The sequence below is a fragment of the Ruania zhangjianzhongii genome (assembly GCF_008000995.1).
Taxonomy (GTDB): domain Bacteria; phylum Actinomycetota; class Actinomycetes; order Actinomycetales; family Beutenbergiaceae; genus Ruania; species Ruania zhangjianzhongii.
Window position 1 is genome coordinate 4,438,242 of the sequence record NZ_CP042828.1, and the last position, 25,759, is coordinate 4,464,000.

The 25,759-nt window shown below is 70.0% G+C and carries 19 protein-coding genes; 6 read left to right on the forward strand and 13 right to left on the reverse strand.

Going from position 1 to position 25,759, the window contains the following annotated elements; genetic code table 11:
- Position 1: 1 nt before the first annotated feature.
- Positions 2–4,231, reverse strand: a complete 4,230-nt coding sequence (locus FU260_RS20470; RefSeq protein ID WP_147918724.1) for a metallophosphoesterase — start codon at positions 4,229–4,231, stop codon at positions 2–4.
- 108 nt (positions 4,232–4,339) lie between these two features.
- Complete coding sequence (locus FU260_RS20475) at positions 4,340–4,867, reverse strand: O-acetyl-ADP-ribose deacetylase (RefSeq protein WP_147918725.1); 528 nt, start codon at positions 4,865–4,867, stop codon at positions 4,340–4,342.
- 124 nt (positions 4,868–4,991) lie between these two features.
- On the opposite strand from FU260_RS20475, the gene FU260_RS20480 reads away from it, so the two are divergent.
- Positions 4,992–5,909 carry a PDDEXK family nuclease gene (locus FU260_RS20480; protein WP_147918726.1) on the forward strand — a complete coding sequence of 306 codons (918 nt, stop codon included), beginning with the start codon at positions 4,992–4,994 and terminating at the stop codon, positions 5,907–5,909.
- Positions 5,910–5,961: 52 nt separating this feature from the next.
- Here FU260_RS20480 and dtd read toward each other — a convergent pair whose 3' ends face one another.
- The 6 genes from dtd to FU260_RS20510 are packed head-to-tail and all read right to left on the reverse strand — an operon-like array spanning position 5,962 to position 10,794.
- Complete coding sequence (gene dtd, locus FU260_RS20485; RefSeq protein ID WP_147918727.1) at positions 5,962–6,402, reverse strand: D-aminoacyl-tRNA deacylase; 441 nt, start codon at positions 6,400–6,402, stop codon at positions 5,962–5,964.
- Between the two features lie 3 nt (positions 6,403–6,405).
- Positions 6,406–7,485, reverse strand: a complete 1,080-nt coding sequence (locus tag FU260_RS20490; protein ID WP_235912465.1) for an asparaginase — start codon at positions 7,483–7,485, stop codon at positions 6,406–6,408.
- Positions 7,482–7,814 (reverse strand): DUF2516 family protein, encoded by a 333-nt coding sequence (locus tag FU260_RS20495; RefSeq protein ID WP_235912466.1) that lies wholly within the window; start codon positions 7,812–7,814, stop codon positions 7,482–7,484. The genes FU260_RS20490 and FU260_RS20495 overlap by 4 nt, the downstream gene beginning before the upstream one ends.
- 29 nt (positions 7,815–7,843) lie before the next feature.
- Positions 7,844–9,025, reverse strand: coding sequence for an FUSC family protein (locus FU260_RS20500; protein ID WP_147918728.1), 1,182 nt, complete (start codon positions 9,023–9,025; stop codon positions 7,844–7,846).
- 3 nt (positions 9,026–9,028) lie between these two features.
- Positions 9,029–10,150, reverse strand: a complete 1,122-nt coding sequence (gene ygfZ, locus FU260_RS20505; RefSeq protein WP_147918729.1) for a CAF17-like 4Fe-4S cluster assembly/insertion protein YgfZ — start codon at positions 10,148–10,150, stop codon at positions 9,029–9,031.
- Positions 10,151–10,206: 56 nt separating this feature from the next.
- On the reverse strand, positions 10,207–10,794 hold the full coding sequence (locus FU260_RS20510; protein WP_147918730.1) for a heme-binding beta-barrel domain-containing protein: 588 nt from the start codon (positions 10,792–10,794) through the stop codon (positions 10,207–10,209).
- A gap of 175 nt (positions 10,795–10,969) precedes the next feature.
- Here FU260_RS20510 and FU260_RS20515 point away from each other — a divergent pair, with 175 nt between their 5' ends.
- From FU260_RS20515 to FU260_RS20530, 4 genes are all read left to right on the forward strand, one after another.
- Positions 10,970–11,287 carry a hypothetical protein gene (locus tag FU260_RS20515; protein WP_147918731.1) on the forward strand — a complete coding sequence of 106 codons (318 nt, stop codon included), beginning with the start codon at positions 10,970–10,972 and terminating at the stop codon, positions 11,285–11,287.
- Between the two features lie 180 nt (positions 11,288–11,467).
- Positions 11,468–13,033, forward strand: a complete 1,566-nt coding sequence (locus FU260_RS20520) for a serine hydrolase domain-containing protein (RefSeq protein WP_147918732.1) — start codon at positions 11,468–11,470, stop codon at positions 13,031–13,033.
- A 147-nt stretch (positions 13,034–13,180) separates the two neighbouring features.
- Entirely contained in the window at positions 13,181–13,582 is a 402-nt protein-coding gene (locus FU260_RS20525) for an ArsR/SmtB family transcription factor (protein WP_147918733.1), read from the forward strand.
- A complete protein-coding gene (locus FU260_RS20530; protein WP_147918734.1) occupies positions 13,579–15,288 on the forward strand; it encodes a SulP family inorganic anion transporter in 1,710 nt (569 codons plus the stop codon). The genes FU260_RS20525 and FU260_RS20530 overlap by 4 nt, the downstream gene beginning before the upstream one ends.
- A gap of 51 nt (positions 15,289–15,339) precedes the next feature.
- Here FU260_RS20530 and FU260_RS20535 read toward each other — a convergent pair whose 3' ends face one another.
- From FU260_RS20535 to FU260_RS20555, 5 genes are all read right to left on the reverse strand, one after another.
- The gene (locus FU260_RS20535; RefSeq protein ID WP_147918735.1) at positions 15,340–16,677 is read right to left on the reverse strand and encodes an MFS transporter; all 1,338 of its coding nucleotides are present in this window, start codon (positions 16,675–16,677) and stop codon (positions 15,340–15,342) included.
- A complete protein-coding gene (locus FU260_RS20540; RefSeq protein WP_147918736.1) occupies positions 16,674–20,696 on the reverse strand; it encodes a glycosyl hydrolase in 4,023 nt (1,340 codons plus the stop codon). Before FU260_RS20540 ends, FU260_RS20535 begins: the two co-directional genes overlap by 4 nt.
- Before the next feature lie 18 nt (positions 20,697–20,714).
- A complete protein-coding gene (locus tag FU260_RS20545) occupies positions 20,715–22,172 on the reverse strand; it encodes an L-fucose/L-arabinose isomerase family protein (protein ID WP_187368436.1) in 1,458 nt (485 codons plus the stop codon).
- Between the two features lie 102 nt (positions 22,173–22,274).
- A complete protein-coding gene (locus FU260_RS20550; protein WP_147918738.1) occupies positions 22,275–23,288 on the reverse strand; it encodes a LacI family DNA-binding transcriptional regulator in 1,014 nt (337 codons plus the stop codon).
- Positions 23,289–23,352: 64 nt separating this feature from the next.
- Positions 23,353–25,092 (reverse strand): ABC-F family ATP-binding cassette domain-containing protein, encoded by a 1,740-nt coding sequence (locus tag FU260_RS20555; protein WP_210418138.1) that lies wholly within the window; start codon positions 25,090–25,092, stop codon positions 23,353–23,355.
- A gap of 151 nt (positions 25,093–25,243) precedes the next feature.
- On the opposite strand from FU260_RS20555, the gene FU260_RS20560 reads away from it, so the two are divergent.
- Complete coding sequence (locus FU260_RS20560; RefSeq protein WP_168211885.1) at positions 25,244–25,666, forward strand: VOC family protein; 423 nt, start codon at positions 25,244–25,246, stop codon at positions 25,664–25,666.
- Positions 25,667–25,759 lie beyond the last annotated feature (93 nt).

Sequence of the window (25,759 nt, forward strand, 5' to 3'; positions counted from 1 at the left end):
GCTAGCCGGTGACGTCCAGCCGGGCCACGTAGCGTTCGGTGTCGGCGGAGGTACCCACCGCGATCCAGAAGCCGGTCTCGCGCGGCGGCTCCGGGAGCGCCATCGGCCAGGTGATGTCACCGGCCTCGTCGGCCGCGCCCTGATTCAGGTAGACGACGTCGTCAGGGTGGGTGCGCTGGGCGTCCGCCCGGTTCTCCAGGATGATCGCGCTGATCTGTTCACTGGCCGCCTGCTCGCCGGCGTGCACGGTCACCGCGGTGATGCCGTCCGGGCCGAGCACCGCCTCGTGACTGATCTCCTCGGCACCATCGGCGGCGTCGGAACCCTGCTGCGCCTGCGCGGGCCCATCCGCGCGCACGCCCGCGTCGGAACGCAGCACCGGCCGCTGCTCGTCCTCACCCCATGCCCACACGGTGTCGAAGTCCCAGCCGAGGCCCGCGAAGAACTCCTGCGTCCGCAGTTCCTCGTCCGGGACCTGGGCGCCCTTCCAGTTGTCCGCCGCCGGCGGGTCGGTGAGGGTTTCCCCGGTCACCGGCACCGCCGCACTGGTGTGGTTGTCGGCCAGGTCCGCGCTCTGCCCGGACATCACCCGTCCGACGATCGCGTGTGCGTAGCTTCCGGAGGTGACCTCGGCGTTCAGGGACACCACGTGCTGCACCGAGGTGTCCTCGTAGCCGTAGCTGACCACGCCGCCGGCATTGCGGTCCTCGGCGGTCACCGCCCCGGCGGCGAAGACGTTCTCGGTCACCGAGCCGCCCATCGCGATACCGACCGCACCACCGGAGTAGAGGGTTGTGGCGTGCACATCGGCGGTGGAGTAGCTGTCCCGGATCGTGCCATGGTGCTCACCGACGATGCCCGCCACCCGCGTCTCGGCGGTGATCGAGCCCGAGGTGTGGACTCCTTCGATCGTGCCGTGGTTCACGTCGGCGAGCAGGCCTGCGTTGCGGGTCTCGGTGCTGACGTCACCGTGCACGGTCAGGTTCCGGATCGTGCCGGCGTTGTCGGCGAACAGCCCGACCCCCTCGTTCGGTGGGGCGGTGTAGTTGCTGATCGTGTGCCCGGCGCCGTCGAGCACTCCGGTGAACGGCACCTGGCCGCCGAGCTGGGACATGGTCACCGCACTCAGGTCCAGGTCGCCGGTGAGGCGATAGACGCCGTCGGGATCATTGGCGAGGTTCGCCAGGTCGGTCGCGCTCTGCACGAGGTACGGGTCCTCGGGTGTGCCACCACCGTCCATCCCTTCGCGCACGGTGATCGCGGGCGCGAGCGGAACCCCCGAGTCGAGGCGGTCCCAGGCGAACACCCGCACGGTCTCACTGGTATCGACCGGGAGCGGGTCCTCGAAGGTGACGTACTGCTCCCGGCCCTGATGGTCGAGGGTGACGTCCACGGTGCGCAGCTCGTTCATCTGCTCCTGGCCCCGGTCATAGGTAGCCGCGACAACGGTGAGATCGTCCCGGCTGCCGGGGTAGCTGAGCAGTCCCACCCCGGCCAGCTGGTCCTCGGCGACCTGCGCGGAGGAGACCCGCCAGTGCTCGCTGGGCTTGGTCACGGTGAAACTATCCACGGTGCGGCCGTCGATGGTTCGGGTGGTCAGCTCCAGGCCCTCTTCGGTCACCTGGAGCACGCCGCCCATCTGGGTGTCCTCGTCGAAGACGACGTCATCCCACCAGTGCGGGTCGTTGTCGTAGAACTTGGGGCCGGCCGAGCCCATCGTGACGAAGGTGGTGCCGAGCTGTTCCTCCTCCGGCGTCTCGGCCAGACGTCCGTCGTAGATGGTGGAGCGCTTGTAGACGTGGTCGTGCGCGCCGAGGTAGAGGTCGACACCGAGCTGATCGAGGGCGGCGGTGATCGTGGGCCGATCCGCTGCCAGATCGGGGTCGTTGCCGTGCTCACCGCCGTAGTAGGAGTAGTGGCCGACGACGACGTTCCAGTCCGCCGTCGAGGAACGGATGTCCTCGGTCAGCCAGGCGAGCTGGGCCTCGAGGCCGGCAGTGGAGTTGAGGACGGCGAAGTGGATATCGCCACGGTCGAAGGAGTAGTTGCTCTCCCCGATCGCACCTCCGTCGGGCAGGTCGTACATGTTCGAGAAGATCGCCGCGGACTCCTCGGACTGGGAGTTGTAGTCCAGATCGCCGTAGGTCTCGTGGTTGCCCGCGACCGGGGCGACCTGCAGGTCGAGTCCGCCATAGACATGCTCGAAGGCTTCGTCCCAGTACTGTCCGCGTCCGCCGTTGTCCACCAGGTCGCCGGTCTGCAGCACTGTGCGCCCACCCGGCTGCTCGGCCTGGAGCTGGTCCAGGACCCCGCGCAGCAGGCCGAGATCCTCCGCCTCGTGCGTGGTCGCCTGCAGGTCCCCGAGCACGTACACCGGCTCGTTGTCCGCGCCGGCGGCCACGAACTCCCCCTGTACCTCGGTCCAGGCCGCGGCATCAGAGGCCGCTGGAGCCTCGCCGTCGACGGCTACTCCGAGCCGGTAGGCGTACCTCTCCCCCTCGGCCAGCCCGGACACGTCGAACTCGTGGCTGCGCAGCGTCTGGCCGGTGATCGAGTGCTGATACTCCGGTTCGTCGTTGCCGATCGTGTTCACCTCGTACGGCCGGTCGTTGGTCGAGGTGAGCACGTCGGCGGCCGTCCAGTCGTCCTGGTCCGCGGGCCGGACCTGCGCGTAGACCTGCTCGATGCTCCGGTCGGTGGACACAGCGAGCCCACTGCCATCGGCTTGGTCGGCCACAGTGGCCGTGCTGCCGAAGTACTGGAACACCCCGTCCGGATCGAGCTCGGCGGTGTTGATCTGCAGCCGCAGCAGCTCGGCGTTGATGTTCCCGGTCGCATCCTCGGCCTTGATCACCACGAAGTGGTCGTCGTAGCTGCGCACCTGGAACGCTCCGTCGGAGACCGGCACCTCGCCGGCGGCGTCATACACCTCGTAGCTCACGGCCGGAGTCTCGCCGGAGTCGTCGCTCGCGCTCGCCTCGGGGAGGGTGATCTGCTCGCCGTAGGTCACGCTCTCCGGGAGCTCACCGTCCACCGAGATCTCCGGGGCGTAGTTCGCGCCGCGGGTGGTCTCGCCGATCCAGATCGGTGCGGAGACCGCGAAGTCGCCGTCGGCCTGGTCGGCGCGCAGGTAGTAGAAGTCGCCGTTGGCCACGTCCTGCTCGAGGGAGAGCTCGAGCTCGTTGCCGTCGACGTCGTCGAAGGTGTGTGCCACCTCGCCGCCGTTGGTGAGCAGCTGCACCGAGGTGAAGGAGTCCTCGGAGTCCGGATCGGCCAGCTGTACCTCGAACGTCGTCGCCGTGGTCCCGGCCGGCAGGATCGAGCCCATGATCGCCTCGTCGGCACCGAAGGCGAGGGTGGTATTGACGTCCTGGGTGGAGTAGACACTGCGGTCCTGCATCGCGGCGTACAGCCCGTCGGTGGAGTGCTCATCGGCCCAGATGCCGGTGATCGACTCGTCCGAGGTCACCCAGTTGTCGGAGTGCTCGTCCCCGTTCCACACCGGTCCGAGGTGCCAGCCGGTCTCCAGCGCGAGCTGAAACTGTTCGTACTGGCCCTCATCCTTGACCTCGATGAGCTCGATGCGCTCGTCCACCACCGGGTCCAGACCGTTGAAGCCGAAGAAGTTGCCCTTGTTCGACGGGTCCGGGTGGTTGAACTGGGCGATGGCGTCCGGGTCCTGCTTGAGCCGGGCGAAGAACGTGTACATGTCGTACTTCAGATCACCGGTGCCGAACTCGTTCGGGTAGCCGTCCACACTGCCCTGCTCGGTGGCGCGGGCGGTGGCGTGCCAGTCGGTGTTGAACACGTTGATATGACCGGTGCCGTCGTACCAGGTGTTCTCGATGGAGGGTACGGCGGTGAGATCGTCGTGTTCGGCGTTGTACTGCTCGGCCTGCTCGTGCACCCAGCGCCACTCCTCGGACTCGGCATCGCGCCAGTCCTCGACGAAGTCGTCACCGTTGCGCAGGTCCCACATCACATCGTGCTCGCTGACGGTGAAGAAGTCCGCGTCGGTCTGGCCGGCGACATGCTCGAACGCATCTCCGGGTAGTTCGACCCCGTCGCTGACCGAGGTGTGCGAGTGCAGCTCTCCGGTATAGAGCTCCCTGCCCAGGTAGGACGGCCGGTCGGTCTCCGGTTCGTCGGCGGTGGCCGGTGCGAGCGGCAGCAGGCTCCCGGCCGCCACCATGCTCGCGAGTACCAGTGCAGACGCGAAACGTCGCTGCATCGAAAAATCCCCTCATGCCCCACATCGGGCGGTACAACACATTCCCCTGTGCAGGGAGGCTAGGGGAACACCTTCGACCTGACAAGGGGTCCGGTGGCCGGCCGGGTGTCAGGAGCCGGGCAGATGACCGGCGAACTGTGTCTGTGCCGCCTGGTCGATCAGCACGAACCGCACCAGCTCGACGGCGGAGCCTGGGTGGTGCTGGTGCCAGCCCTGCGTAGCGCTCACCCCGATCTGGGCGGCCTGGCCCATCGACCAGCCGAACACGCCGGCGCTGATGGCCGGGAAGGCAAGGCTGCGTGCTCCGATCTGTTCGGCCACGTCCAGGCTGGACGTGAAGCAGCCGGCGAGCAGTGCGGGATCGGTCTGCCCGGCGTGGGCGTTCGGGCCGACGGTGTGGATCACCCATCGGGCGGGCAGCTGGCCCGCCCCGGTGGAGACCGCGTGACCGACGGGCAGACCGTTCGCCAGGGTGGTCTCCCGCAGCCGGCGGCATTGTGCGAGCAGGTCCGGTCCGGCGGCCCGATGGATCGCTCCGTCCACGCCACCGCCACCGAGCAGGGACGAGTTCGCCGCGTTCACCACCGCGTCGACCTGCTGGCTGGTGATGTACCCGACCACGGCTTCAATACGCATGCCCCCACTCTCCCACCCCCTCGGGTCGTCCTGTGAGGGGTGCGCTATAGCGCACGGCTGACATGACGACCGGGGCCTGTGGATGGCCAGCACGCGCTGGCGCATGTTCCGGCATCGTGGCGGGATGGGCGATGAGCGATGGCGGCCCCTTGCCGCCCAGCAGGCCGGGATGCTCTCCCGGACCCAGTTGCGCGCACTGGGCGTCGATCGCTGGGGAGTGCGCAACCAGGTGGCGAGCCACCGTTGGGCGGCGGTCAGTTCCACCGTGATCGCCACGAACACCGGCGCGCTCACCCGCGAGCAGCTCATCTGGGCAGGCGTGCTGCACACCGACGGTCCGGCACTCGTGGGAGACCTCACCGCCGCTGAGACGCTCGGGCTGCGGAACTGGCACCGAGACGACGTCACGATCGTGGTGCCCAGAGGGGCGACCGTCGGCGCGCCGATTGCTGGGATCCGCTTCGTCGAGACCCGACGCGACCTGCCGATGATGCGCACCACCTCGCGCGGGCTGCCGCTGATGCGACTCGAGCCTGCCATCCTGCACTTCGCCGCCTATCAGCGATCCACCCGGACCGCCGAGGGAGCGCTCGCCGCGGTCGTGCAGCAAGGGCTCACTACGCCGGCTGCGCTCCTGCGCTGGGTGGAGCGGATGGCGCCACTGCGTTGGGGAGGGCGGTTCCGGGCCGCGCTGCGCGAGATCGCCGGTGGCGCGCACTCAACTGCCGAGCTGGATGTGCGCCGGATGTGCCGTCAGTTCGGTCTGGCGCCACCGCAGAGCCAGATCAAGCGACTCGATGCCGCCGGACGGCTCCGGTACACCGACTGCGAGTGGCGACTGGGCGACGGCAGGACCCTCGTGCTCGAGGTCGACGGCGGGTTCCACATGGAGGTCGAGCACTGGGAGGACGATCTCGCCCGCCAGCGGGCCATCAGTGCCAGGAATCGGACGGTGGTCCGCTGCACCAGCCGTGAACTGCGGGACGAACCAGCCCAGGTGGCCCGCGACCTCCACAATCTCGGGGTGCCGCATGCCGCCTAACCTCGCCTCGTCATGGCAAGGGTGCGCGATAGCGCACTCCTGACATGACGACCTATGTGGGGGTGGGGGTGGGGGTCTCCAGGACCAGGGTCACGGGGCCGTCGCCCACCAGCTCCACAGCCATGTCCGCGCCGAAGCTTCCGGTCGCGGTCAGCACGCCGCGGTCACGAAGCCCGCGCACGACGGCGTCCACCAGTGGCTCGGCCACCGCACCGGGGGCAGCCTCGGTCCAGGAGGGACGACGCCCCTTGCGGGCCTGCCCGTAGAGAGTGAACTGGCTGACTACGAGCACCTCGGCGCCGGCGTCGACCACCGAGGTCTCCTCGCGCAGGATCCGCAGGTCGGCGATCTTCCGGGCCAGCCATGCGGCGTCGGCTTCGGTGTCGGTGTGCGTGACCCCCACCAGGGCCACCAGCCCTGGCCCGATCGAACCGACCACCTCACCGGCCACGCTCACCTGGGCGTGGGTGACGCGCTGCAGCACCGCCCGCATCGCTCAGCCCTCGCCCGCTGGTGAGCCGGCAGCGTCTGTGTCGCCGTCGGCGCTCCCGCCGGCTGACTCCCCAGACCCCAGGGAGGCAGCCTGAGCCGCTGAAGCACCGCCGTCGGCCTCGAACGCGGGCAGCACCGAGCCCACCGGCTGCCCGTGACCGAGCACCGGAACGCGTGACCACGGCCAGTGGCCCCGCTCCCCCAAGGCGCGCAACGCGGCAGCGAGCAGCACCGGCCGAGGGCGACTTGCGCCGTCGGCGACCTTGAGCGCGACCGCGCGACCGTCCGGCAGCGCCGCTGCGTACACCCCTTCAGCCCCGTCCTTCGCGATCAGCCCCGGCACCGACTGCATCGCCGCTGTGGCGTCCCGCCCGGTACCGGCCACCAGGAACGGGTGCGCCCGCATCGCCGCCGCCACCCGGTGTTCGGCGGTGCCTTCCGGTGCCGTGGCGATCGCCGCGAACGCCCGCGCCAGGCCGCGTACTGTGGTCGAGGGCTGGGGAGCCCCACAGCCATCCACAGCCAGGTAGCGGACCGTCTCGCCGGTGAGCTCGGCGATCACCGCGAGGATGTGCTGCTGCAGCGGGTGCTCCGGATCCAGGTAGGTGCCGGTGTCCCAGCCGCTGCGGGCACAGCTGGCGAGCATCGCCGCATGCTTACCGGAACAGTTCTGCGCGATCGGCTCCGGCACCCGGCCGGCGTCGGCCCAGGCAGCAGCGGCGTCCCGGTCCAGCGGCCAGTCCGGGGTGTTGCCCAGGTCAGCCTCGGTGAGCCCGGCGCCAGCGAGCAGATCGCGGACCACTTCCCGGTGCCGGCCCTCGCCGTTGTGCGAGGCGCACGCCAGCGCGACCTGCTCCGCGGTGAGCGGCACCCCGGTACGCAGCATCGCGACCGTCTGCAGCGGCTTGAGCGAGGACCGGGCGTAGATCTGCTGCTCCGGTGCCCCGAGGGCGAGGGCGTCCGTGCCGTCGGCCGCCACCGCGAGCAGGTGCCCGGCGTGCACGGATTCGATCATGCCGGAGCGCACCACCCAGGCGAGGTCGGCACCGCGCGCGGGCGGGTCCAGGCGGGGTGGAGGCTTCACCACGGCCCCCGGTTCGACCCTCCGCCACGGGAGCCTTTGCCGTAGCGCGCGACCGCGGGGCGGACGTCGGCCAGATAGACACCGGCCGGCACAGCGCCGAGCAGCATCAGCAGCAGCGCTCCGCCGGTGCCGCCGGAGGGAACGCCGAGGAACGCGAGAAGTGTGGCACCGCCGGTGATCAGGCACCAGAAGCCCTTGCTGCGCTTATCTGCGCTGAGGAATGCGCTGGCCGGCCGGAGGGCGGCGTCGATCAGCGACCAGGCCGCCAGCCCGAACGCCACGACGGCAAGGGCGAGAAACAGGTACGCCTGGATGGTCGCGATGATCACACCTCCAGAGCCTACGCGAGAGCCCCTGGTCAGAGCACGGAGCCACCAGTCGGAGGCACCGATCCGTCCTCGGCTGGTGGATCCGGCCTGCCGATGCCCGCCAGTGCCTCGCGTGCCTGGGTGCCGGTCAGCCCGGTCATCTCGAGCAGATCCACCACGAGCGAGCGGATCAGCACCACGAGGGTCTGCGCCGGCCAGCCGGTGAACTGCCGCGGGTCGAGCTGGCCGGCGACGTCGAGCAGGTACGGGCGTCGGCTGATCAGCTTGGCGCTCGAGCCGAGGACACCGGAGAGGTCCCGCACCGACTGGGCGATCCGGTCCAGCAGGTCCGCGAGCGCCCGCCGCTGCTCCACCTCCTGGGCCACCACCCCGGCACGACGAGCGATCACCCGCGCGTTCCGCATCGCCCGGTCAGCCAGGGTGGCGCAGCGGTACATCCGGCGGAGGAAATCTTCGTGCCGCAGCCGGGACGGGGTCAGTCGGGTGGCATCCAGCGCGGTGTCCGCGAGGTCGGCCCACTCATCGATCACGCCCTGGGAGCCGCGGGCCCGGGTGAGCGCATCGTCCACCAACTCCACCTCGCCGGTGCGGATGCCACTAGCCACATCCTCCAGGGTGAGCGCGATCTCGGTCATCCCGGACTCGGCGAGACGCTCCGCTCGGCGGCGCACGTCCAGCGGCAGCAGGATCGCCACCAGCAGCGCCATCGACCCGCCGACCAGCGCTTCGGTCCAGCGCGGGAAGCCACCGCCGCCGAGCATCGCCGGCAGCGCGACCACCACCACCGACTGCACCCCGGCCTGCATCCCGAACATGGTGGCGCCGTCGATCAGCCGGGCGATACTCACCGCCAGCGCGAGCACCACGGCGACCTGGATCGGCCCGGACCCGAACAGGAGGGCGAACAACTCCCCGAACGCCACGCCCACGCTCACCCCGAGCGCCAGCTCGGCCACTTTGCGTGGGCGTCGGTCGATCCCGAAGCCGAGGGAGACGAATGCGGCGATCGGGGCGAAGATCGGGTAGGCGTGGCCCAGGACGTAGTGCGCGATCGCGTAGGCGGCACCAGCAGCGAGCGCGGCGGTGAGGATCGCCCGGCTCTCCGAACGTACCCGCCGGCCACCGCGCCGGGCGCGAGCCCGGGACCGCAACCAGGTGCGCCGCAGACCGGACCGGCCGGTGCGGGCGTGCGGGTCGCCGGCGGCGGTCACGACCTACAAGTTCCGCCGGCGGAGCTTCGGGCCGGTCGGCGCCTCCGGACGGCCGGTGCCAAATCCTTCGGGAGAGACGATCAGCTCCTGCGCGGCGGCGATCGTTCCGACGGACAGTTCCGCCTCCGGATCCAGGTTGCGCTTCAGCAGCGCGAGGGCGATCGGGCCGAGCTCGTGGTGCCGGGCCACGGAGGTCACCGTGCCCACCTGGCGCTCCCCATGGCTGACGGCGTCTCCCGGCCCGGGCAGGACATGCTCGCTGCCATCGAGGTGCAGCAGGGTCAGCCGCCGCGGTGGGCGGCCCAGGTTGAACACCCGGGCGACGGACTCCTGGCCGCGGTAGCAGCCCTTGTTCATGTGCACCCCGGTGCGCAGCCAGTCCAGCTCGTGCGGGATGGCACGCTCGTCCACATCGGTGGCCAGCCGCGGACGCCAGGCAGCCACTCGGAGCGCCTCGAGTGCCCAGATGCCAGCCGCGCGGGCACCGGCAGACTCGGCCTCGGCGACCACGGCGGCCACCTGGTCGCGGCCGGTGATCCAGTACCGCACCTGCCACTCGGCGCCGGGGTGCTCCTCGGCCGGCGGGCCGTAGCGCGTGGAGCCCTCGGCAGCCGCCGGCCACGGGTCGGTCCAGGAGAGCAGTACGGCGGCGTCGGGGCCGCGCAGGCTGGGGCCGGCGGCACTGGTGGCAAGCACACCGAGGTCGGCCCGGTGGGTGATCTCTACCCGGAGCATGAACCTCATCGAGTCCAGGAAGGTGGCCAGGTCGGCGGCGTCGGTGCTGTCGGCGAGCAGGTAGGTGGTCTCGCCGTCGTCGAGCACTGCGGGTGCGTGCTCGATCCGCCCGTTCACATCGAGCAGCATCAGCTCGGCGCTCTGCCCGGCGGGGAGGTCGCGCAGCCACTGGGAGGAGAGCGTGTCCAGCCAGCTGAGCCGGTCCGGTCCGGTCACGGTGACCACACCACGGTGCGCGGCGTCCACGATCCCGATGCCGCGGGCCAGAGCGCGCTGTTCGGCGATCGGTTCGCCATAGTGCGCCGGCACGCCTTCGTCCGGGGCAGCGGCGGCGACGGCGCCACGGCGGTCGAGCAGAGGCGAACGGTACGGCAGGGTCTCGGTGGTCATACTCTGTCAATCACGAAGAGGGGGTGCTTCATTCCGACTCCTTGGGGCTGCACGGCTCAGACCTGCCGCTGCATCCGGCCGGAGGAGTAGGACTGCATCTCGTGACCGAAGGCGGCCAGGTCGGTGGCCCACATCAGTTCGGAGTTGACCAGCCCGTACATCCGCTGCGCGGCGGTCATCTCAGCGCCGGTGGCGGTGCGCGCGATCAGGTCGGTGGCGAGCTGTACCCGCGGCCCTTGCGCTACCCCCAGGTAGACGCTCACATGCCCGCTGGGTTCGGCGAGAAGTACCTCGAGCTCGGTGCGCGGACTCTGCCCGGGTGAGCCTGCGCCGTCGCCGGCCGGAGCATCCTCGGCCACCGGTGGCACTCGCCAGTAGCCGGACTCGCTCGCCCATACCGGCCCGGGCTCCAGGCTCGCCACCTCGATCTCCCCCTCGAGGGAGGCGGGTGGGTTGGTCAGCTCCCAGGTGGTGGCGGCATAGTGCAGGTAGGGGCCGCCGTCGGCGCTGAAGGTCGCCTCCACCAGCACGGGCCGCTCGTCGATCCCGGGGTAGTCGATGAAACCCGGCCCGCGCCAGGTGCCGACCAGCCAGGCCAGCGGATACACCTCGGGAGCGAGTCCCTCGGGGATGGCGAAGTTCATGCGGATCCTCCGGCAGATTGGTGACGCTGCGTTCCAGGGTATCCGCCGCTCGCTCTCGCCTCGTCGCGGCGCCGGAAAATGTGTTGCGCTCGAGCGAGGGCGTCTTCCTAGGCTCGAAACGCACCCGGGCCAGCGTTCGAGGCGCCGGCCCTTTCGAGTGAGAAAGGAGACCCACATGCGCAAGCTCGGCACGTTTGTCAGAGCCGCGGCTGGGATCGCCACGTTGGTGGCCACATCGACCCTGGTCGGCGGCGGGATCGCACAGGCCGACACCGGGCCGGCGACTGCGGAGACCACCCGGACGGCGCAGGCTCAGGCCACGACCAGCTCGGACGTCAGCGCTCAGGAGACTTTCCACAGCTGGTACTGGGATCGGAACGAGTGCCAGCGGGTTGGCATCGACTTGATGCACAACGACCCTTGGGTCATGGACTACCGCTGCCAGTATGTGGGCCTCTACTACCGGCTGCTGGTCACCTACGCCGGAGGGTGAGGTCACCCGGGCCGCGCGACGGGAGCGGGTGTGGTGACCCGACGGTCATCACGCTCGACCCGCCACCGGGTCGGTTACCAGCCCTGCTCGCGCTCTGCTGCTCGCCCTCGCCCCGTCCGGCGGGGGCGAGCAGCAGAGCACCCGGACCTACCGCCTGGTGGTGGGAGGAGCATCACGACGATGAAGAACCTAGGGAACCACCGCCCAGCCCGTAAGCGCGCCCGGTGGGGTATCTGCGCGGTTGCCGCGCTGCTGGCGGCGATCGTCATCTGGGTGGGCTCACCGGTCGGGCCGGCCTCTGCCGCGCCGGTGGCACCCGAGCGGCTCGACACCGAGGCCGTGGACTCCTACGTCGAGGACTACCTCGACCGTCACGGTCTCGTCGGTGCCGCGGTCGCCGTCGTCCATGACGGAGAAGTGCTGCACACCGCCGGATACGGCGACTCCGGAGACGCTGGGACGAGGGCCGATACGCCGATGGCGACCGGGTCGGTGAGCAAGCAGATGACCGCGTTCGCGATCCTGCAGCTCGTCGACGACGGCACGGTTGACCTGGACGACCCGGTGATCGAGCACCTGCCGGAGTTCGCCCTCGCCGACGAACGCGCCAGCGACATCACGATCCGCCATCTGCTCAGCCACACCTCCGGTCTGCCCAACCCTGTCATCGTGGAACCGGCCAGCGACCTCACCGAAGGCGTGCAGCGGCTGCACGACTGGCAGCTCGATGCCGACCCCGGCGAGCAGTACAGCTACAGCAACTTCAACTACCACGCGGCCGCACGACTGATCGAGACTGTCACCGGAGTGCCGTTCGCGACCTATCTGCAGGACCGCCTCTTCCAACCGTTGGGAATGGCGGACACTCGCTCGGTCGACACCACCAGCGCTGACGATGCGGGTCTGCAGGGCGGGCACGTCACCGCCTACGGCACCGCCCTGCCGTTGCGGGAGATGGAGCAGCTGGTCGCCGGCGCGGGCGGAGTGATCAGCACGGCTGAGGACCAGGCTCGCTGGCTCGCCATGCTCACCAACGGCGGGACCACGCCGGATGGCGAGCAGTTGCTCTCGCCGGAGCTCCTCGACGAGGCCCAGAGCCCACAGCCCGGCACCGATGGCGAAGGCCTGGGCTGGCACCTCAGCAGCGAGAGCGTGGACCCCCCGCGAATCGGGCACTCGGGCGCCACCAGTCGCTACAGCGCCCAGCTCGACATCGTGCCCAGCAGCGGATACGGCGTCGTCGTGATGCTCAACAGCTACACGCCCACCGCGGAGCACAACTACGCCATCGGCTCCGGCATCATCGACATCACCGAAGGCAGTACACCGGAGCTGGGAACGCCCGTTCCGACCCTGCTGGACGCGGGCCTCGGGCTCGTCACCCTGCTGGTGATCGCCCTCACCGCCACCGGCATCCGACGTGCCGACCGTTGGTCACAGCGCCGCGCCAGCTGGCCGCGCTGGCGCCTCGGACTGCGACTGCTCCCGCAGACCATCGGCCCGGTCCTGGCGATCCTGGTCTTCCTCGTCCTGCCGAGCCTCGAAGGACAGGCGACCACCCCGGTCGATGTCTTCGCCCTCTGGCCGGCGGCGATGGTGGTGCTGCTCGCACTGGCTGCCTCGGGAGCGGCCCTCCTCATTGCCCGCGGCGTCCACCGGGGCACGAGGAAGCCCGCCGAGACGAGTCCGACCGACACAGGCCCGTCCGACACAGGCCCGTCCGACACAGCCCACGCTGCCGAGTAGACGTCCTGCGGCGACCTCGCGCCCTGCAGTCGCCTCGCGTCCTGCGGCGAATGGTGACCTCGCTCTCGAGCCACCGTGGTCTCGACCCAGCTCAGCGCAACCTTTGACTTGACGACTTGATAGAATGCTTAAGTCAAGGAGGTTTGTGTGCCCACCCGCTCTACCGAGCCGCTCTACCGGATCAAGGCGGACCTGTTCAAGTCCCTCGCTCACCCCACCCGGATCCAGGTGCTGGAGGTGCTCGCCGCCGACCCCGAGCATCGGGCCGCCGTCGGGCACCTGCTGGAGGTCACCGGCGCTGAGGCCTCTCAGCTGTCCCAGCACCTCGCCGTGCTCAAGCGGGCCGGCGTAGTGGCCTCCGGCCGCACCGGCAACCACGTGCAGTACCAGCTCACCGCGCCCGTGGTCGCTGAGCTGCTCACCACTGCCCGGGCATTCCTGCTCACCCGGCTCACCGGTGCGGCCGACCAGCTCGATGCCGCCGCGGAACTGCCCCCGCTGCCCGGGGCCAGCGCACAGGCGCTGCTCGACGCGGCAGCCCGCCGATGAGGGCACTGAGCGCCGCGGCCGATCTGCTCCCTCGGCGCGGCGACTACCTCCTGCAGCCCGCCGCCGTACGCTCCGACCTGCTCGCCGGCCTCACCGTCGGAGTGGTCGCCCTTCCGCTCGCGCTGGCGTTCGGGATCAGTTCCGGTGTCGGTGCTGCCGCCGGACTGGCGACGGCGGTTGTCGCCGGGATCGTCGCGGCCGTGTTCGGTGGGTCGCACCACCAGGTATCCGGGCCCACCGGGGCGATGGCGGTGATCCTCGCCCCGGTGGTGGCCACCCACGGTCTCGGCTCCTTGGCGCTGGTCACCGCCGCGGCAGGACTGATCGTGCTGGTGCTCGGACTGGCGCGGCTGGGCCGGATCGTCACCTTCATCCCCTGGCCCGTGGTGGAGGGATTCACCCTGGGCATCGCCTGCATCATCTTCCTGCAGCAGGTGCCCGCCGCCGTCGGTGTGAGCGCCGATGCCGGCCACAACACCCTGGTGACGGCCGTGGCCGCGGTGGGCTCCGCCGTCGAGGCTGCGGACCTGCGCCTGCTCGCCTGGACCCTCGGATCCGTGGCCGTGGTGGGCCTGGCGATGATGGCGCTGCCGCGAGTGCACGGCTCGATCCCGGCATCGTTGATCGGCGTCGCGGCCGTCACGGTGGTCGCCGAGCTCACCAGCGCCCCGCTGGCCCGGATCGGGGCGCTGCCGGACACCCTGCCGGTCCCGACGCTACCGAGTGTCGAGCTCGGTGCGCTCCGCGATCTCGCCGGGGCGGCAGTGGCGATCGCGGCCCTGGCGGCGATCGAGTCGCTGCTCTCCATCCGGGTGGCCGCAGCGATGAAGCACACCGGGAACCCGGACGGCACCGTCTACGAACCGGACCGGGAGCTGGTGGGGCAGGGGCTCGCATCCCTGGCCAGCGGCATGTTCGGCGGCATGCCGGCCACCGGGGCGATCGCGCGCACCGCAGTGAACATCCGCGCCGGTGCCCGTACCCGGCTCGCCGCGGTCACGCACGCGCTGGTGATCCTCGCCGTGATCTACCTCGCCACCGGCCCGGTGTCGCGGATCCCGCTGGCGGCACTGGCCGGGGTGCTGATGGTCACTGCCGTGCGGATGGTCTCGCTGCCCTCGGCACGAGCGGTGCTCCGGGTGAACCGATCCAGTGCGCTGACCTTCGCGGTGACGGCGGTGGTCACGCTGGCTTTCGACCTCGTGCAGGCGATCGAGATCGGTCTGGTGATCGCCGCTTTCTTCACCCTGCGGACCATTGCGCGGGCGGCTGGCGTGCACCGGGACCCACTTCCGGGGCCGGCCGCGCCCGGGGACGAGCACATCGCGCTCTACCGGCTCGAGGGATCGATGTTCTTCGGTGCGGCCGACCGCGTGATGGCGCAGGTCACCACTGAGTCGACCCGGGACGATGTGCAGGTGGTGGTGCTGCGCCTGTCCCGGGTACACCTGGTGGACGCCACGGCGGCGAAGGCGCTCGCGGAGCTGATCGAGGGACTGGAGCGCCGCGACCGGACCGTGCTCGTCAAGGGCGTCCAGGACCGGCACCGCAACGTGTTGACCACAGTGGGTACGCTCGCCAAGCTCCGGCACGAGAACCACCTGTTCACCACGCTTGACGGCGCCATCGAGCACGCCCGCTCCCACGTGCGCCGAGCGGCGGAAGGCAGGGACGTGCCCCAGCTCCACCCCCGGGTCGTCCGGTGAGGGGTGCGCCAGAGCGCACTCCTGACATGACGACCGCGGAGGGGGCTCGGCTCAGTCCGTGCCGACGACCGCAGCTGGCTCCTCATGGGCTCGTCCCGGGCGCAGCCCGCGGGCATTCAGGAACCGGAACGTCACCACGCCCACCACCAGCGCGGCCAGCGAGAACGCCACCAGCAACCACAGCAGGCCGTCCCGGTTCGTCGCGAGCAGCGTCGGCGTCACCAGTGCGAAGAGACCGAAGACGAACCGGCCGACGGCGTAGGTGAAGCCCTGCACCGAGGCCCGCACGTTGATCGGCAGGCTCTCCTGCGTCCAGACCTTGTAGTTCGCCTCACCGGAGAGATTCGAGCCGACGTTGAACACGGCGATGGCGAGCACATAGATGAGCAGCACCCCGTTACCGACGCCGGCGATCATCATGCTGACCGCCTGCAGGAGACCGCCGATGACGAACACCAGGTTCCGCCAGCGGGTGTCGACCAGCCGGACGAAGATGATCATCACCGCGAGCCCGAGCAGGGTGAGCAGCGCACCGAAACCGGTGGCGAAGGACTGGCTGGCGCCGCCGGCGTTGACCAGGAAGTAGGTCTGGAACTGACCGAAGGTGTTCGCCACCAAACCCCAGAAGATGTAGAAGAGCATGGTCAGCAGCGTGGGCACGAGGAAGACCCGCTTGGCCAGCACGGCCCGCAGGCGCATCGGGGCGGGCTCGGCAGCGACAGTGGCGGGCGTCGTGCTGGCCGCCCGCGCCTGCGCGACATCGTCCTCGAGCGAACGGAGCCAGGGGTGGAACCGCCGGAATGCCCAGGTGATCACCGCCAGGACGGCCAGCTGACCGAAGATGATCCGGATGCCGGTCATCCCGGCGTCGGCGAGCAGGAACGCCAGACCCTGGGTAATCGGGATCCCGGACGCCCACATCACCTGGGTCACCGTCACCAGGCGCCCCTGCGCCCGCGCCGGAGCCCGTTCGGAGACCACCGCCACGGAGGTCGGGAGGTCGGCTCCCGCCGCTGCACCGGCGATGATCACTCCGGCGAACAGCAACGGCTCGCTCGGCGCCAGGGCCATCAGGGCCATACCGACGGCGTAGATGAGGATGTAGGCGGTAAAGACGCGCATCCGGCCCAACCGGTCAGCGATCCTGCCGCCGAACAGCGCCCCGAAGGCGATCGCGAAGGTAAGGCACGAGCTCAGCGCACCGACCTCCCACTTGCTCAGGCCGAAGTGCTCTTCGATCAGGACCAGGCCGACACCGAGGCTGACGATGATGGCGGCGTCCAGATAGGAGGCCATCCCGGCTGAGATCGCCAGCAGCCAGTGCCGGCGGTCCGGCTTGCTGCCGTCGAACAGCGGCTTGACCGAAGGGGTGGAGGAATCGTTCGTCATTGATCTTCTCTCTCTTGGACATGTGCGACGACCGGGCCGAACAGGCCGGACGCCAGCTGGGATCGCAGTACCCACGTCGTCGCCGTGGACTCGTGCAGGAAGGGCCCCAGCGTGTTGAACACCGTCACGGCAACCTCACGCGGCCCTGGTTTGCCCGGGATGGTGAAGCGGAACGGCGCACAGAAGGCGACTCCGACCGGCTCACCATCCACCTCCACCTCGGCCGTCCCGCGCAGATCCCCGAGATCGAGGACCCAGTCCTGCGCCGTCGTCAGATCGACCGACCGGACATACCGCACGCCACCGCTCCAGCCGGCGAGCCCGAGGCAGCGCCAGTCGCCCAGGCTGATCGGCGCCGCCTCGAGGTGGACCTCGAGTGGCCCCTCGAAACCGGAACCGCGGCGGTGGGTGCTGGTCGGCGGCATCTCGATGGTGAGCAGCGCGGGTTGCTGCAGGGGGCGAGCGAGGCTCAGCCGGCCACCGTCGGCAGCCACCTCCTGGCCATCGATGCGAGCACGGACCACGCCGGCCGCATCGAGCACGATGCGTGCGGACCCGGCCGGAAGGAGGACACGGTAGTGCTGCGCTGCCGGAGTCGCACTGTCGCTCGCGTGGAAGTCCAGCGCCGCGCTGCCACGTTTCGGCCGTCCCCGGAGCCAGTGGGCGTCGGGCAGCAGGTGCGGGCGGGAGACGGCGTAGCTGGCCTCGGGCTGACCGTAGTAGCGGCTGACCACTTCTGCGCTGCCTCGCTCGCCCTCGAAGGAGGTCGACCAGGACTCGTCGCTGACGCAGGTCACCGACGTTCCGTCCCGTAGGTGCACCACCAGGTCCAGCCACATCACGTCCTGGGGTGTGGCACTGTCCAGCTGCACGCCGAGCGCAGCGGGCTGATCGAGGATGGCGTCGGTGACGTCGTGGCTGAAGAACACCGGCGTCGCGCCTCGATCGGCTTCGTAGTACTCGACCTTCTCCTGTCGGGCCAGAACCGAGCCGTCGAGCTGGATCGTCGCCGTCCGCGCGGCGCCGAGGAGCAGCTGAGCCGACTGCACGCCGTCGAGGCTGGGCAGCTCGCAGGAGAACGTCAGCCGGCCGGTCCGCTCCTCGGCCTCGGGCAGCGCCTGTGCGGTGATGTACTCCGGACGCTGGTCGAAGCCACCCGGTGGGTAGAGCGAGAACCCGGAGCGCATCTCGGCGTCGTACCAGAGGCTGGCTGGTGCCGGATCCCGGCGCAGGCGGTACTCGAGCACGTTGACGGCGCGATCGATCTCGATCCGGATCTGCCGGGTGTATCTCGTCTCGGCCGGAACGGGCTGGCCGTTCCACCAGGCCTCTACCTGCGCGGGCGCCACCAGAACCAGGTCGGCGGGGCCGCGATGGTCGGTCTGCACCAGCGTACGGATGATGGTGACGGCGTCGTCGGTGAGCTCGTTCGTGGTCAGGAACTCGGAGGTGATCCGCCCCTTGTTCCCCAGGGCACCGGAGGTGTCTCGCCGCCCGCCACGGCTGCGCGACCACTCGAGGACCTCCCAGGAGTCCGCGCTGAGCGGGCGTTCGCCGCGGCACACCTGGTCACACTCCTGCGGCCCGAGCACCTCGGGCACGGCAGCGGAGGCGGTGGTCAGGGTACGGGCGCGCTGGCCGCTGGTTGCCCAGGTGGACTGCCAGTCCTGACCCTCTTCTCGGGAGTCGAAGGTCCAGATCTGTAGCGCGTCGAGCGAGCGTCCGACCGGCCGCGCCAGGTCGCCCCAGGTGTTGTCCAGGGTGGGCACGAGCTCGCCGGTCCAGCCGGTGCTGAGGTCGACCGTCTGCTCGGCGGGCTGCGCGGCGCTCGGCGGTGCGGTCTTCCCTCCGGGGCCTTCTTCCCAGGCGACCAGCACGAGCGGGGCGCCGCCGGTATCGAGGTGCAGCACCGAGTCCTCACCTCGGGTCTCGATCCGCACCCCGCGCTGCTCACCGGTTGCCGGATCCCATACCTGTGCGGCTGCCACCGGAGCGGCGACCTGCAGCTGGCGCTGCTGTGCGTAGCGCGTGCGATCGAAGTCATAGTCCAGGACCCGTTCCAACGAGGAACCGGCCCGCAGCGGCTGGTCGGTGGCGTTCGGATACGCCCCGCCGACCAGCGCGACCGCCGAACCACCGGCTCGGCGGAGCAGGATCGGCGAATCCGTGCGCGCGTACTGAGCCTGGCCCAGACCGGCGAGAGCGGCGATCGCCGCCTCGGTGTCTGCGGCATGCTCGAGGCGTTCGTGCGTGGCTAGGGCGCGCACCACGGTGTCCTGGCCGGCTCGCCCGGTCGCGTAGGCGGGAAGCTCACCCACCACCAGCACCCGGCCACCCCCGTCGAGATGCTCGAGGAGCGCCGTGGCAGTGTCCTGTTCGAGAAAGGCGGCAGAGGGGATGACGATTGTGGACCAGGAGTCCTCGTTCACCCTGAGGGTGCCGCCCGCACGGACCGACCGCCCGAGGGAGTCGTCGTCGATGATGTCGAACCCGAGCCCGGCCTGATCGAGGGCACTGGGATGGAAGTGGAACCAGTCGTCCTTGCCGACCAGATCCAGGTAGACCTGCTGGGTGCGGGCGACGTCGGTCACGGCCTGCTCGGACGAGGCCGCGCCGAAATGGTTGATCGGCAGGTCCAGTGGGAGCGAGGCCTGCATCGTCGCCGTGGGGTGGAGCACCGCGATCTCGGCGACCGGTCGTCCCCAGGACATGGTCGAGGCGACCCGGGAGACGGCGTCAGCGAACTGGCGGTAGTGGCGCCAGTAAGGCTGACGCCAGTCGGTCGAGGGCGGCGCCCACTCGAACCAGCCCGCCATCGTGGAGAAGTAGGTGGCGTGTGGGTTGTACAGCGTGGCACCGCGGCGGAAGAACGGCAGCAGCCAGTCCCAGGTGTCCTCGAGCGTGCCGCCCCATCCAGAGGAGTGGAAGGCTTCCAGCCAGACCCGATCGTGGCCGTAGAGCTTCGCGAGCGAGGCGTGGAACTTCGCATCGCCCTCGTGGTCGGAACCGACCGCTGAGAGGTGCCGGTGGGTGCGGGGATAGTCGGTGTAGATCTGCGTGGACTGCAGCGGGAGCCCGGCCCGGGCCGGGTTGGTCTGGTCCGCGCCGATCCGCATCCCGCGGCTCTCGTGCCAGCTGCCCAGCGGCTCGAAGAGCGCCTCCTCGGTGAGCGCGGCGCGGACGGCGTAATAGTCCGCCCGCACCTTGGCCCCGGCAACATCGGTGGAGCCGAAGAGCGCCGGCAGGTGGGGGTGGAGGTCGTAGCCCTGCCGGGTGCTGAACTCGTCGAGGAAGGACGGGGTCCACGGGTTGGTGGACGGCAGCTCGTCCTGGAAGCTACCGGCGATCACGTTGCCGAGATACTGCGGGAGGCGCCGGTCGAACTCGCCGTGCACCTCATCCATCAGCAGGCGGACGGCGTCGGAGTTGAGGTAGTCGAAGGACGTCGGTACGGCGGTGACCAGCTGCACCGGCGTCTCGGGGTCCAGACCGGGAACGGTCCCGTCTGCCGAAGTCCGCAGCATCGCTCCGGTGTCGGTGTAGACACCGACGAGGGTCTCGTTCGGTGCGACGACGGGCCGGCTACCGGAGAGCTCCCCCGCCCGTCTGACGAGTGTGCTGCCCGCGGCCCACGGATGCTCACGGGTCACCCGCCCCTGCAGGTTCGCTCCGGAGAATCCGATCTGGTCGTAGAACCAGAGCCGCATGCCCAGCTCCTGAGCGAGCGCACACGCGCTCTCCACCCGCTGCCACCACACCTCGGAGAACCACTGCGGATCGTCGGTCTCGGCACCGAACTGGGGGCCGGCGGGCGCCAGGTTGATCAGCACGAGGTTGTAGATACCGCCCGCTGCGAAGCGGCGCATCTGCCACTCCATCCGCTCTGCTGTGACCTCTTCCCCGCTCCACCACCACAGCGGCGTAGGACCGAAATCGCGGGACGGCTCGTCGAAGAGCCGCTGCAGCCGGCTGTTGATTCCGGTCGGTTCAGTCTCAGACGTGATGTGCTCAGCAGTCATCGGTGCACCTCCTTCGGGTCAGACCTGGCGGAAGTCGATACCGAGCAGGGACGCCGCGGCGCGGTAGTCCGCCACCCGGTTGCCCACGGAGAGGGACCAGTGGTGGCCCACCCCGCTGGCCGACCAGTCGTCCACCCACTGGCCCGGGTCCCGGTCGAAGTCGACCCGGCTCGTGGTGTTGCCGATCTGCAGCAACGGTCCCGGCACCACTGTGCCGGTGGAGGCGATCAGCGAGAGTGCGCCGTCCTGGTCCTGGCCCAGGCCGAGCAGGGTGACCGGACCGTGCTTGACGTCGAACTCCACGCTCACCCCCCAGCCGCGCTTGCCGTGGTAGGTACCGAGGCCACGAAGCAGCGGGTCCTGGTTCGACACGGTGATGTGGGCGGGGCCGTCGTGGCCCATCTCCACCACGCCGTCCTCGAAGTTCAGCGCCTGGATCTCGCAGAACGATCCCCCCGCGCCCACCACCTCGGTGACCAGCTGGGCCACGGTGGTGCGCAGTTCGTACTCGCCGGTGGTGGGGATGCCCCGTGCAGTGAGCAGGGATGCGCCCAGGATCATCCCGGCACCGAGCCGTTCGTGGATCTCCTGATCGAGTCCCCGGTGGTAGTAGGCCAGGCTGTCCAGCTCGAAGTCGGCGACGAGCCGATCGAGGCCCAGGGAGACACGCACGCCCCAGGCGAGATCGTCCTCGTTGACGCTCGGGTCGAAGGTGAAGACCTCCCGCACTGCCGCAGTGCGCTCGGCCACCTGGTCGGCCGTGACCTCATCCACGCGGACCCGGAGGTCGTCGAACTCGAGCACCTCGACATGGGAGCCGAACGTGGCTGGCAGCAGGGTGAGGTCGGTGGAGACATCGAGCATGCCGGGGTACAGGTGCCCCATCAGTCCGTGCCGCGCGTGCCGCAGTGCCGCCCGGACGTGGGCCGCGTTGATCCAGTGCTCGATCCGCTGCCACGCCGACTCCTGGCGCAGCCACCCGGAGACGGACCGGAACGGGATGCCGGCCCGGCGGAAGACGTTCCCCAGCTCTGGCACCGGGCACTGCCCACAGTAGGCCAGCCAGTCACCGGTGCTGAACGAGGCGTGATCCATCTTCTCGGTCGGCTGCAGGTCGATCACCAGGACCGGTGCATCGGCGCGCTGCGCGATCGGGAGAACCATCGAGGCGGTGAGGTAGGTGGTCAGGAAGAGCACGATGAGGTCGCAGTCGGCCCGGCGCAGCTTCTCCGCCGCGGCCGCACCTTCCTGCGCATCCGAGATGAACCCCGCGTCGGTCACCTCAGCATCCATCTCGGCAAAGCGCCCGGACACGTAGCGGGCCGACTCCTCGAGCTGCGGGCGCAGCTGGGGAAACTGCGGCCAGTAGGTGCCCAATCCACCGGCAACCAGCCCGATCCGGGTCTTCCTCCGACCCCGCGGCGCGATCAGGTCGCTCGCGTTGCTGGCAGCTCCATGCGTCGGTGCGACTGACACGTCGGCCCTCACATCCTTGTCGGTTCCAGAGACTTAATCGATTAGTTTAATCGATTAGCAGCACGATAGTGGCTGATCTCCGGATGTCAACACCCCGGTGGGTCAGGGCGCGGAGGCGCGCACCATCAAGCTGGGCTCCAAGAGTCGAGCCTCGTGGGCGTGCGATCCCGCCGACTCGATCTCGGCGAGGAGGAGGTCCACGGCGGAGCGGCCGAGCACATCCTTGGGCTGGCGGACCGAGGTCAGCGGCATCATCGACTCGGTGGCCAGGGCCAGATCGCCGTAGCCCACCACGGCAACGTCGGTCGGCACCTGCACCCCGGCGCCGACCAGCCCGCGGATCACGCCGAGCGCCAGCTGGTCGTTGGTGCAGAAGATCCCCGCCGGTGGATCCTCAGCGATCCGCGAGGCTGCCTGCACACCGCCCTCGATCGTCATCTCCGGCACCTCGATCACCTCCAGCGCCGAGCTGTCGCCACCATCGGCGGCGATCGCCTGCCGAGCCCCGGTCTCCCGTTCCACACACTGCGGAATGTCCCGGGGGCCGTTGACCACCAGCACCCGGCCGGTCCTGGTGGTCAGCAGGTGCTCGACGGCGAGATGTCCCCCGCGTTCGTCGTCGATCGCCACCGAGCAGCCGTCGGCCACCGGCCACCGGCGGTCGACGAGCACCGGGTGCGCGCCGACCAGCCGGAGTCGAGCCAGGCGGGAGGTGTCGGCCGCCAGCGGCACGACGATCGCGCCCGCGGCTCGCTGTTCGGCGAGCATCCGGATGTGTTCCATCTCGATCTCGGCGTCGTCATCGCTGACGCACAGGCCGGTGACGTATCCACGGGTGCGGGCCGAGTGCGCCACCGCCTTGGCGATGGCGGCGTAGAACGGGTTGACGATGTCCGGCACGATCAGGCCGATGAGCTTGCCACTGCCGCTGCGCAGCGCAGAGGCGGAGCGGTTCGGTACGAACTGCAGCTCCTCGATGGCGGCCAGCACCCGCGCCTGGGTGGCCGGGGAGACCATGTGCGGGCGGTTCAGCGTGTTCGAGACCGTGGCCGTCGAGACTCCCGCCCGTTTGGCCACGGCAGCAACGCCCAGCTCGTTCGCGCGCTTTCTCGCCATCACCTCTCGCCTTCTCCCGGAGGGCCGATCGGCCGCATCCTGTGCTGCATTATGACTCAGGCGATCAGCTGGCCTGGGACCTCAGGTCGAGCCGCTGGTGCGTCCAGAACCGGCGCAGCCAGCGATCGTGGGACGCGACCACCACTGCGCCCGGATAGTCACCGATCGCGTCCTCCAGCTGGGTGACCAGCACGAGGGAGAGGTGATTGGTGGGTTCGTCCAGCAGCAGCACGTCCGGCGGGTCCGCCAGCAGCACCGCGAGCGCGAGCCGACGGCGCTGGCCGACGCTGAGTACCTCCACCGGGCGGTTCTCGTCCCGGCCGGGCAGCAGCGCAAACGTACTCAGTGGCACGCGCTCGGCACGGCCCGCCCCGACCAGGTCGGCATACACCTGCCGGGCGGTACGACCGCTGCCGCGGCGCTCCGGGTCCGGCAGGTGCACCTCCTGGGTGAGCAGGCCGATCCGCAGTGCCGCTGGAGTGTGCACCGATCCGGTGGCCGGCGCCAGGTCGGCGGCGAGCAGGTGCAGCAGAGTGGATTTCCCGACGCCGTTCGGTCCGGTGATCAGCCATTTCTCCCCCGCCGCCACGCTCAGGGAGGTCTGCGACAGCCGCCCGGGCAGGCTCACCTGGGTGGCGGTGAGCACCGGACCGGACCAGTTCCGCCGCGACCGGCCCTGGCCGGCCGTACCGGCGGTCAGGCCCCGGAACCACAGCTCTTGTGGCGGTTTGCGCAGCTGGGCCTCGTCGAGCTCCGCCAGCCGCGTCCGGGCGTCATTCACCCGGCGGGAGACCACCTTGGCATTCCGGTCCGCGTAGAACTTTTTCGCTGCCCGCGCCTCGGTGCGCGGCTCTCGCCCGGCGTGCCCCACCGTGTGGGAGTCCCGTACCGCCGCGCGGAGCCTTTTGAGTTCCTCCTGCTCGGTCACGTACTGGCGTTCCCAGCGCTGGCGAGCGTCCATCCGGGCGTGCAGGTAGTCCGTGTAGCTGCCGGTGAAGGAGACCGCGCCGATACCGGAGCCGTCGCCGTCACCGACCAGCTGCCCGGCAACCGCCTGCGGCAGCGGCGCCGGGTCCAGGTCCACCAACGAGGTAACCGTCTCGTCCAGGAACGCGCGGTCGTGGCTGGCCAGCAGTACCGGTCCGGACCAGCTGGTGAGTACCTGCTGAAGGTATTCTGCGGCCGCGTCGTCGAGGTGGTTGGTCGGCTCGTCCAGGAGCAGCACGTCCGGTGCGCTGAGCAACAACCAGGCCAGCGCGAGCCGGGAGCGTTGACCACCGGAGAGCGCGCCGGTGGTCCGGTCCCTGGGCAGGTCGGCCAGACCCAGACCGCTGAGCATCATCTCCATACGCGAGCTGGCGTTCCAAGCGTCCAGCCGTTCCGCGCTCTCCAGGGCGGTCGCGAAGTCCCGTGCTGCGGCCTCGTCCTGTGGTGCCTCGGCCATCGCCACACCGGCGGAGTCCACAGCCGCGGCAGCCCGGCGCGACGGCGCGATGGCGGCTTCCAGCGCGTCGGTGACGGTGTCAGAAGGCTCGAACGGCACCTCTTGGTGCAGCAGCCCGGCCCGCGGGGTGCGGCCACCGGGTGCGCTCACGCTGACCGTGCCGGCGTCGGGATGCAAACGTCCGGCGGCGATCCGCAGCAGCGTGGTCTTCCCGGACCCGTTCTCGCCGATCAGGCCGGCGCGCCGGCCGGCGGGCACCACCAATGACACATCGGTGAGCACACGGCGGGTGCCGAAGGTGCGCGAGATGCCGTCCAGCCGCAGGTGTGCGGCGGAAAGGGGGGTAGTGGATGTGGTCACAGGCGTCCTCAGCGTCGATCGAGGTCCTGCCGGGCATCGCCGCGGGCGCAGGACAGGTGAGGATCACAGCCACATGACCACTAGCGTACGGTTCACCCGCCGGAGCCGCGAGATGTTTTCGCGCCGAGGAACCGACCGAGGAGGCTATGTGATGACCTGCGACTTCTTCCTCTACGCCCGCAGCACCGACCTTGCCGCCGCCCGGCACTTCTACACCGACCTGCTCGCCCTGGAGCAGATCTGGGACGAGGCCGACTCGATCGCGTACACCATCGGCTCCACTGTGCAGTTCTCCATCGGCCTCGAACTCGGCGCCCCGGCCCCGTCGGAGTGGTCCTTCCAGCCGGGCTGGGTCTACGGCTTGGACGTCGACCCCGCACCCCGGCACGCGCCGGCATCCTGGAGTATCCGGCTCGACGCGGAGCACTTTGCAGCAGCGGTCGCACGGCTACAGACGGCCGGCGTCGAGGCGCTACAGCCCGAGCCGTTCTGGGTCGGCTACTGGAGCTTCGTGGTGCGCGACCCGATGGGGTACACGGTCGAGCTCGCCGATCCGGCCAGCCCGCAGAGCTGAGGCGCGGCACCCTCGAACGTGCCAGCGGGTCCTTTGCTCCAATAAATCCCTCGCAAAGTTCCCGCCGCAGGACGGTGCAGTAGCGTTCAGAGC

Coding starts and splice junctions, on each gene's coding strand:
- FU260_RS20470 (WP_147918724.1), bottom strand. CDS start 4,231: ATGCAGCGACGTTTCGCGTCTGCACTGGTACTCGCGAGCATGGTGGCG.
- FU260_RS20475 (WP_147918725.1), bottom strand. CDS start 4,867: ATGCGTATTGAAGCCGTGGTCGGGTACATCACCAGCCAGCAGGTCGAC.
- FU260_RS20480 (WP_147918726.1), top strand. CDS start 4,992: ATGGGCGATGAGCGATGGCGGCCCCTTGCCGCCCAGCAGGCCGGGATG.
- dtd (WP_147918727.1), bottom strand. CDS start 6,402: ATGCGGGCGGTGCTGCAGCGCGTCACCCACGCCCAGGTGAGCGTGGCC.
- ygfZ (WP_147918729.1), bottom strand. CDS start 10,150: ATGACCACCGAGACCCTGCCGTACCGTTCGCCTCTGCTCGACCGCCGT.
- FU260_RS20510 (WP_147918730.1), bottom strand. CDS start 10,794: ATGAACTTCGCCATCCCCGAGGGACTCGCTCCCGAGGTGTATCCGCTG.
- FU260_RS20515 (WP_147918731.1), top strand. CDS start 10,970: ATGCGCAAGCTCGGCACGTTTGTCAGAGCCGCGGCTGGGATCGCCACG.
- FU260_RS20520 (WP_147918732.1), top strand. CDS start 11,468: ATGAAGAACCTAGGGAACCACCGCCCAGCCCGTAAGCGCGCCCGGTGG.
- FU260_RS20530 (WP_147918734.1), top strand. CDS start 13,579: ATGAGGGCACTGAGCGCCGCGGCCGATCTGCTCCCTCGGCGCGGCGAC.
- FU260_RS20535 (WP_147918735.1), bottom strand. CDS start 16,677: ATGACGAACGATTCCTCCACCCCTTCGGTCAAGCCGCTGTTCGACGGC.
- FU260_RS20540 (WP_147918736.1), bottom strand. CDS start 20,696: ATGACTGCTGAGCACATCACGTCTGAGACTGAACCGACCGGAATCAAC.
- FU260_RS20550 (WP_147918738.1), bottom strand. CDS start 23,288: ATGGCGAGAAAGCGCGCGAACGAGCTGGGCGTTGCTGCCGTGGCCAAA.
- FU260_RS20560 (WP_168211885.1), top strand. CDS start 25,244: ATGACCTGCGACTTCTTCCTCTACGCCCGCAGCACCGACCTTGCCGCC.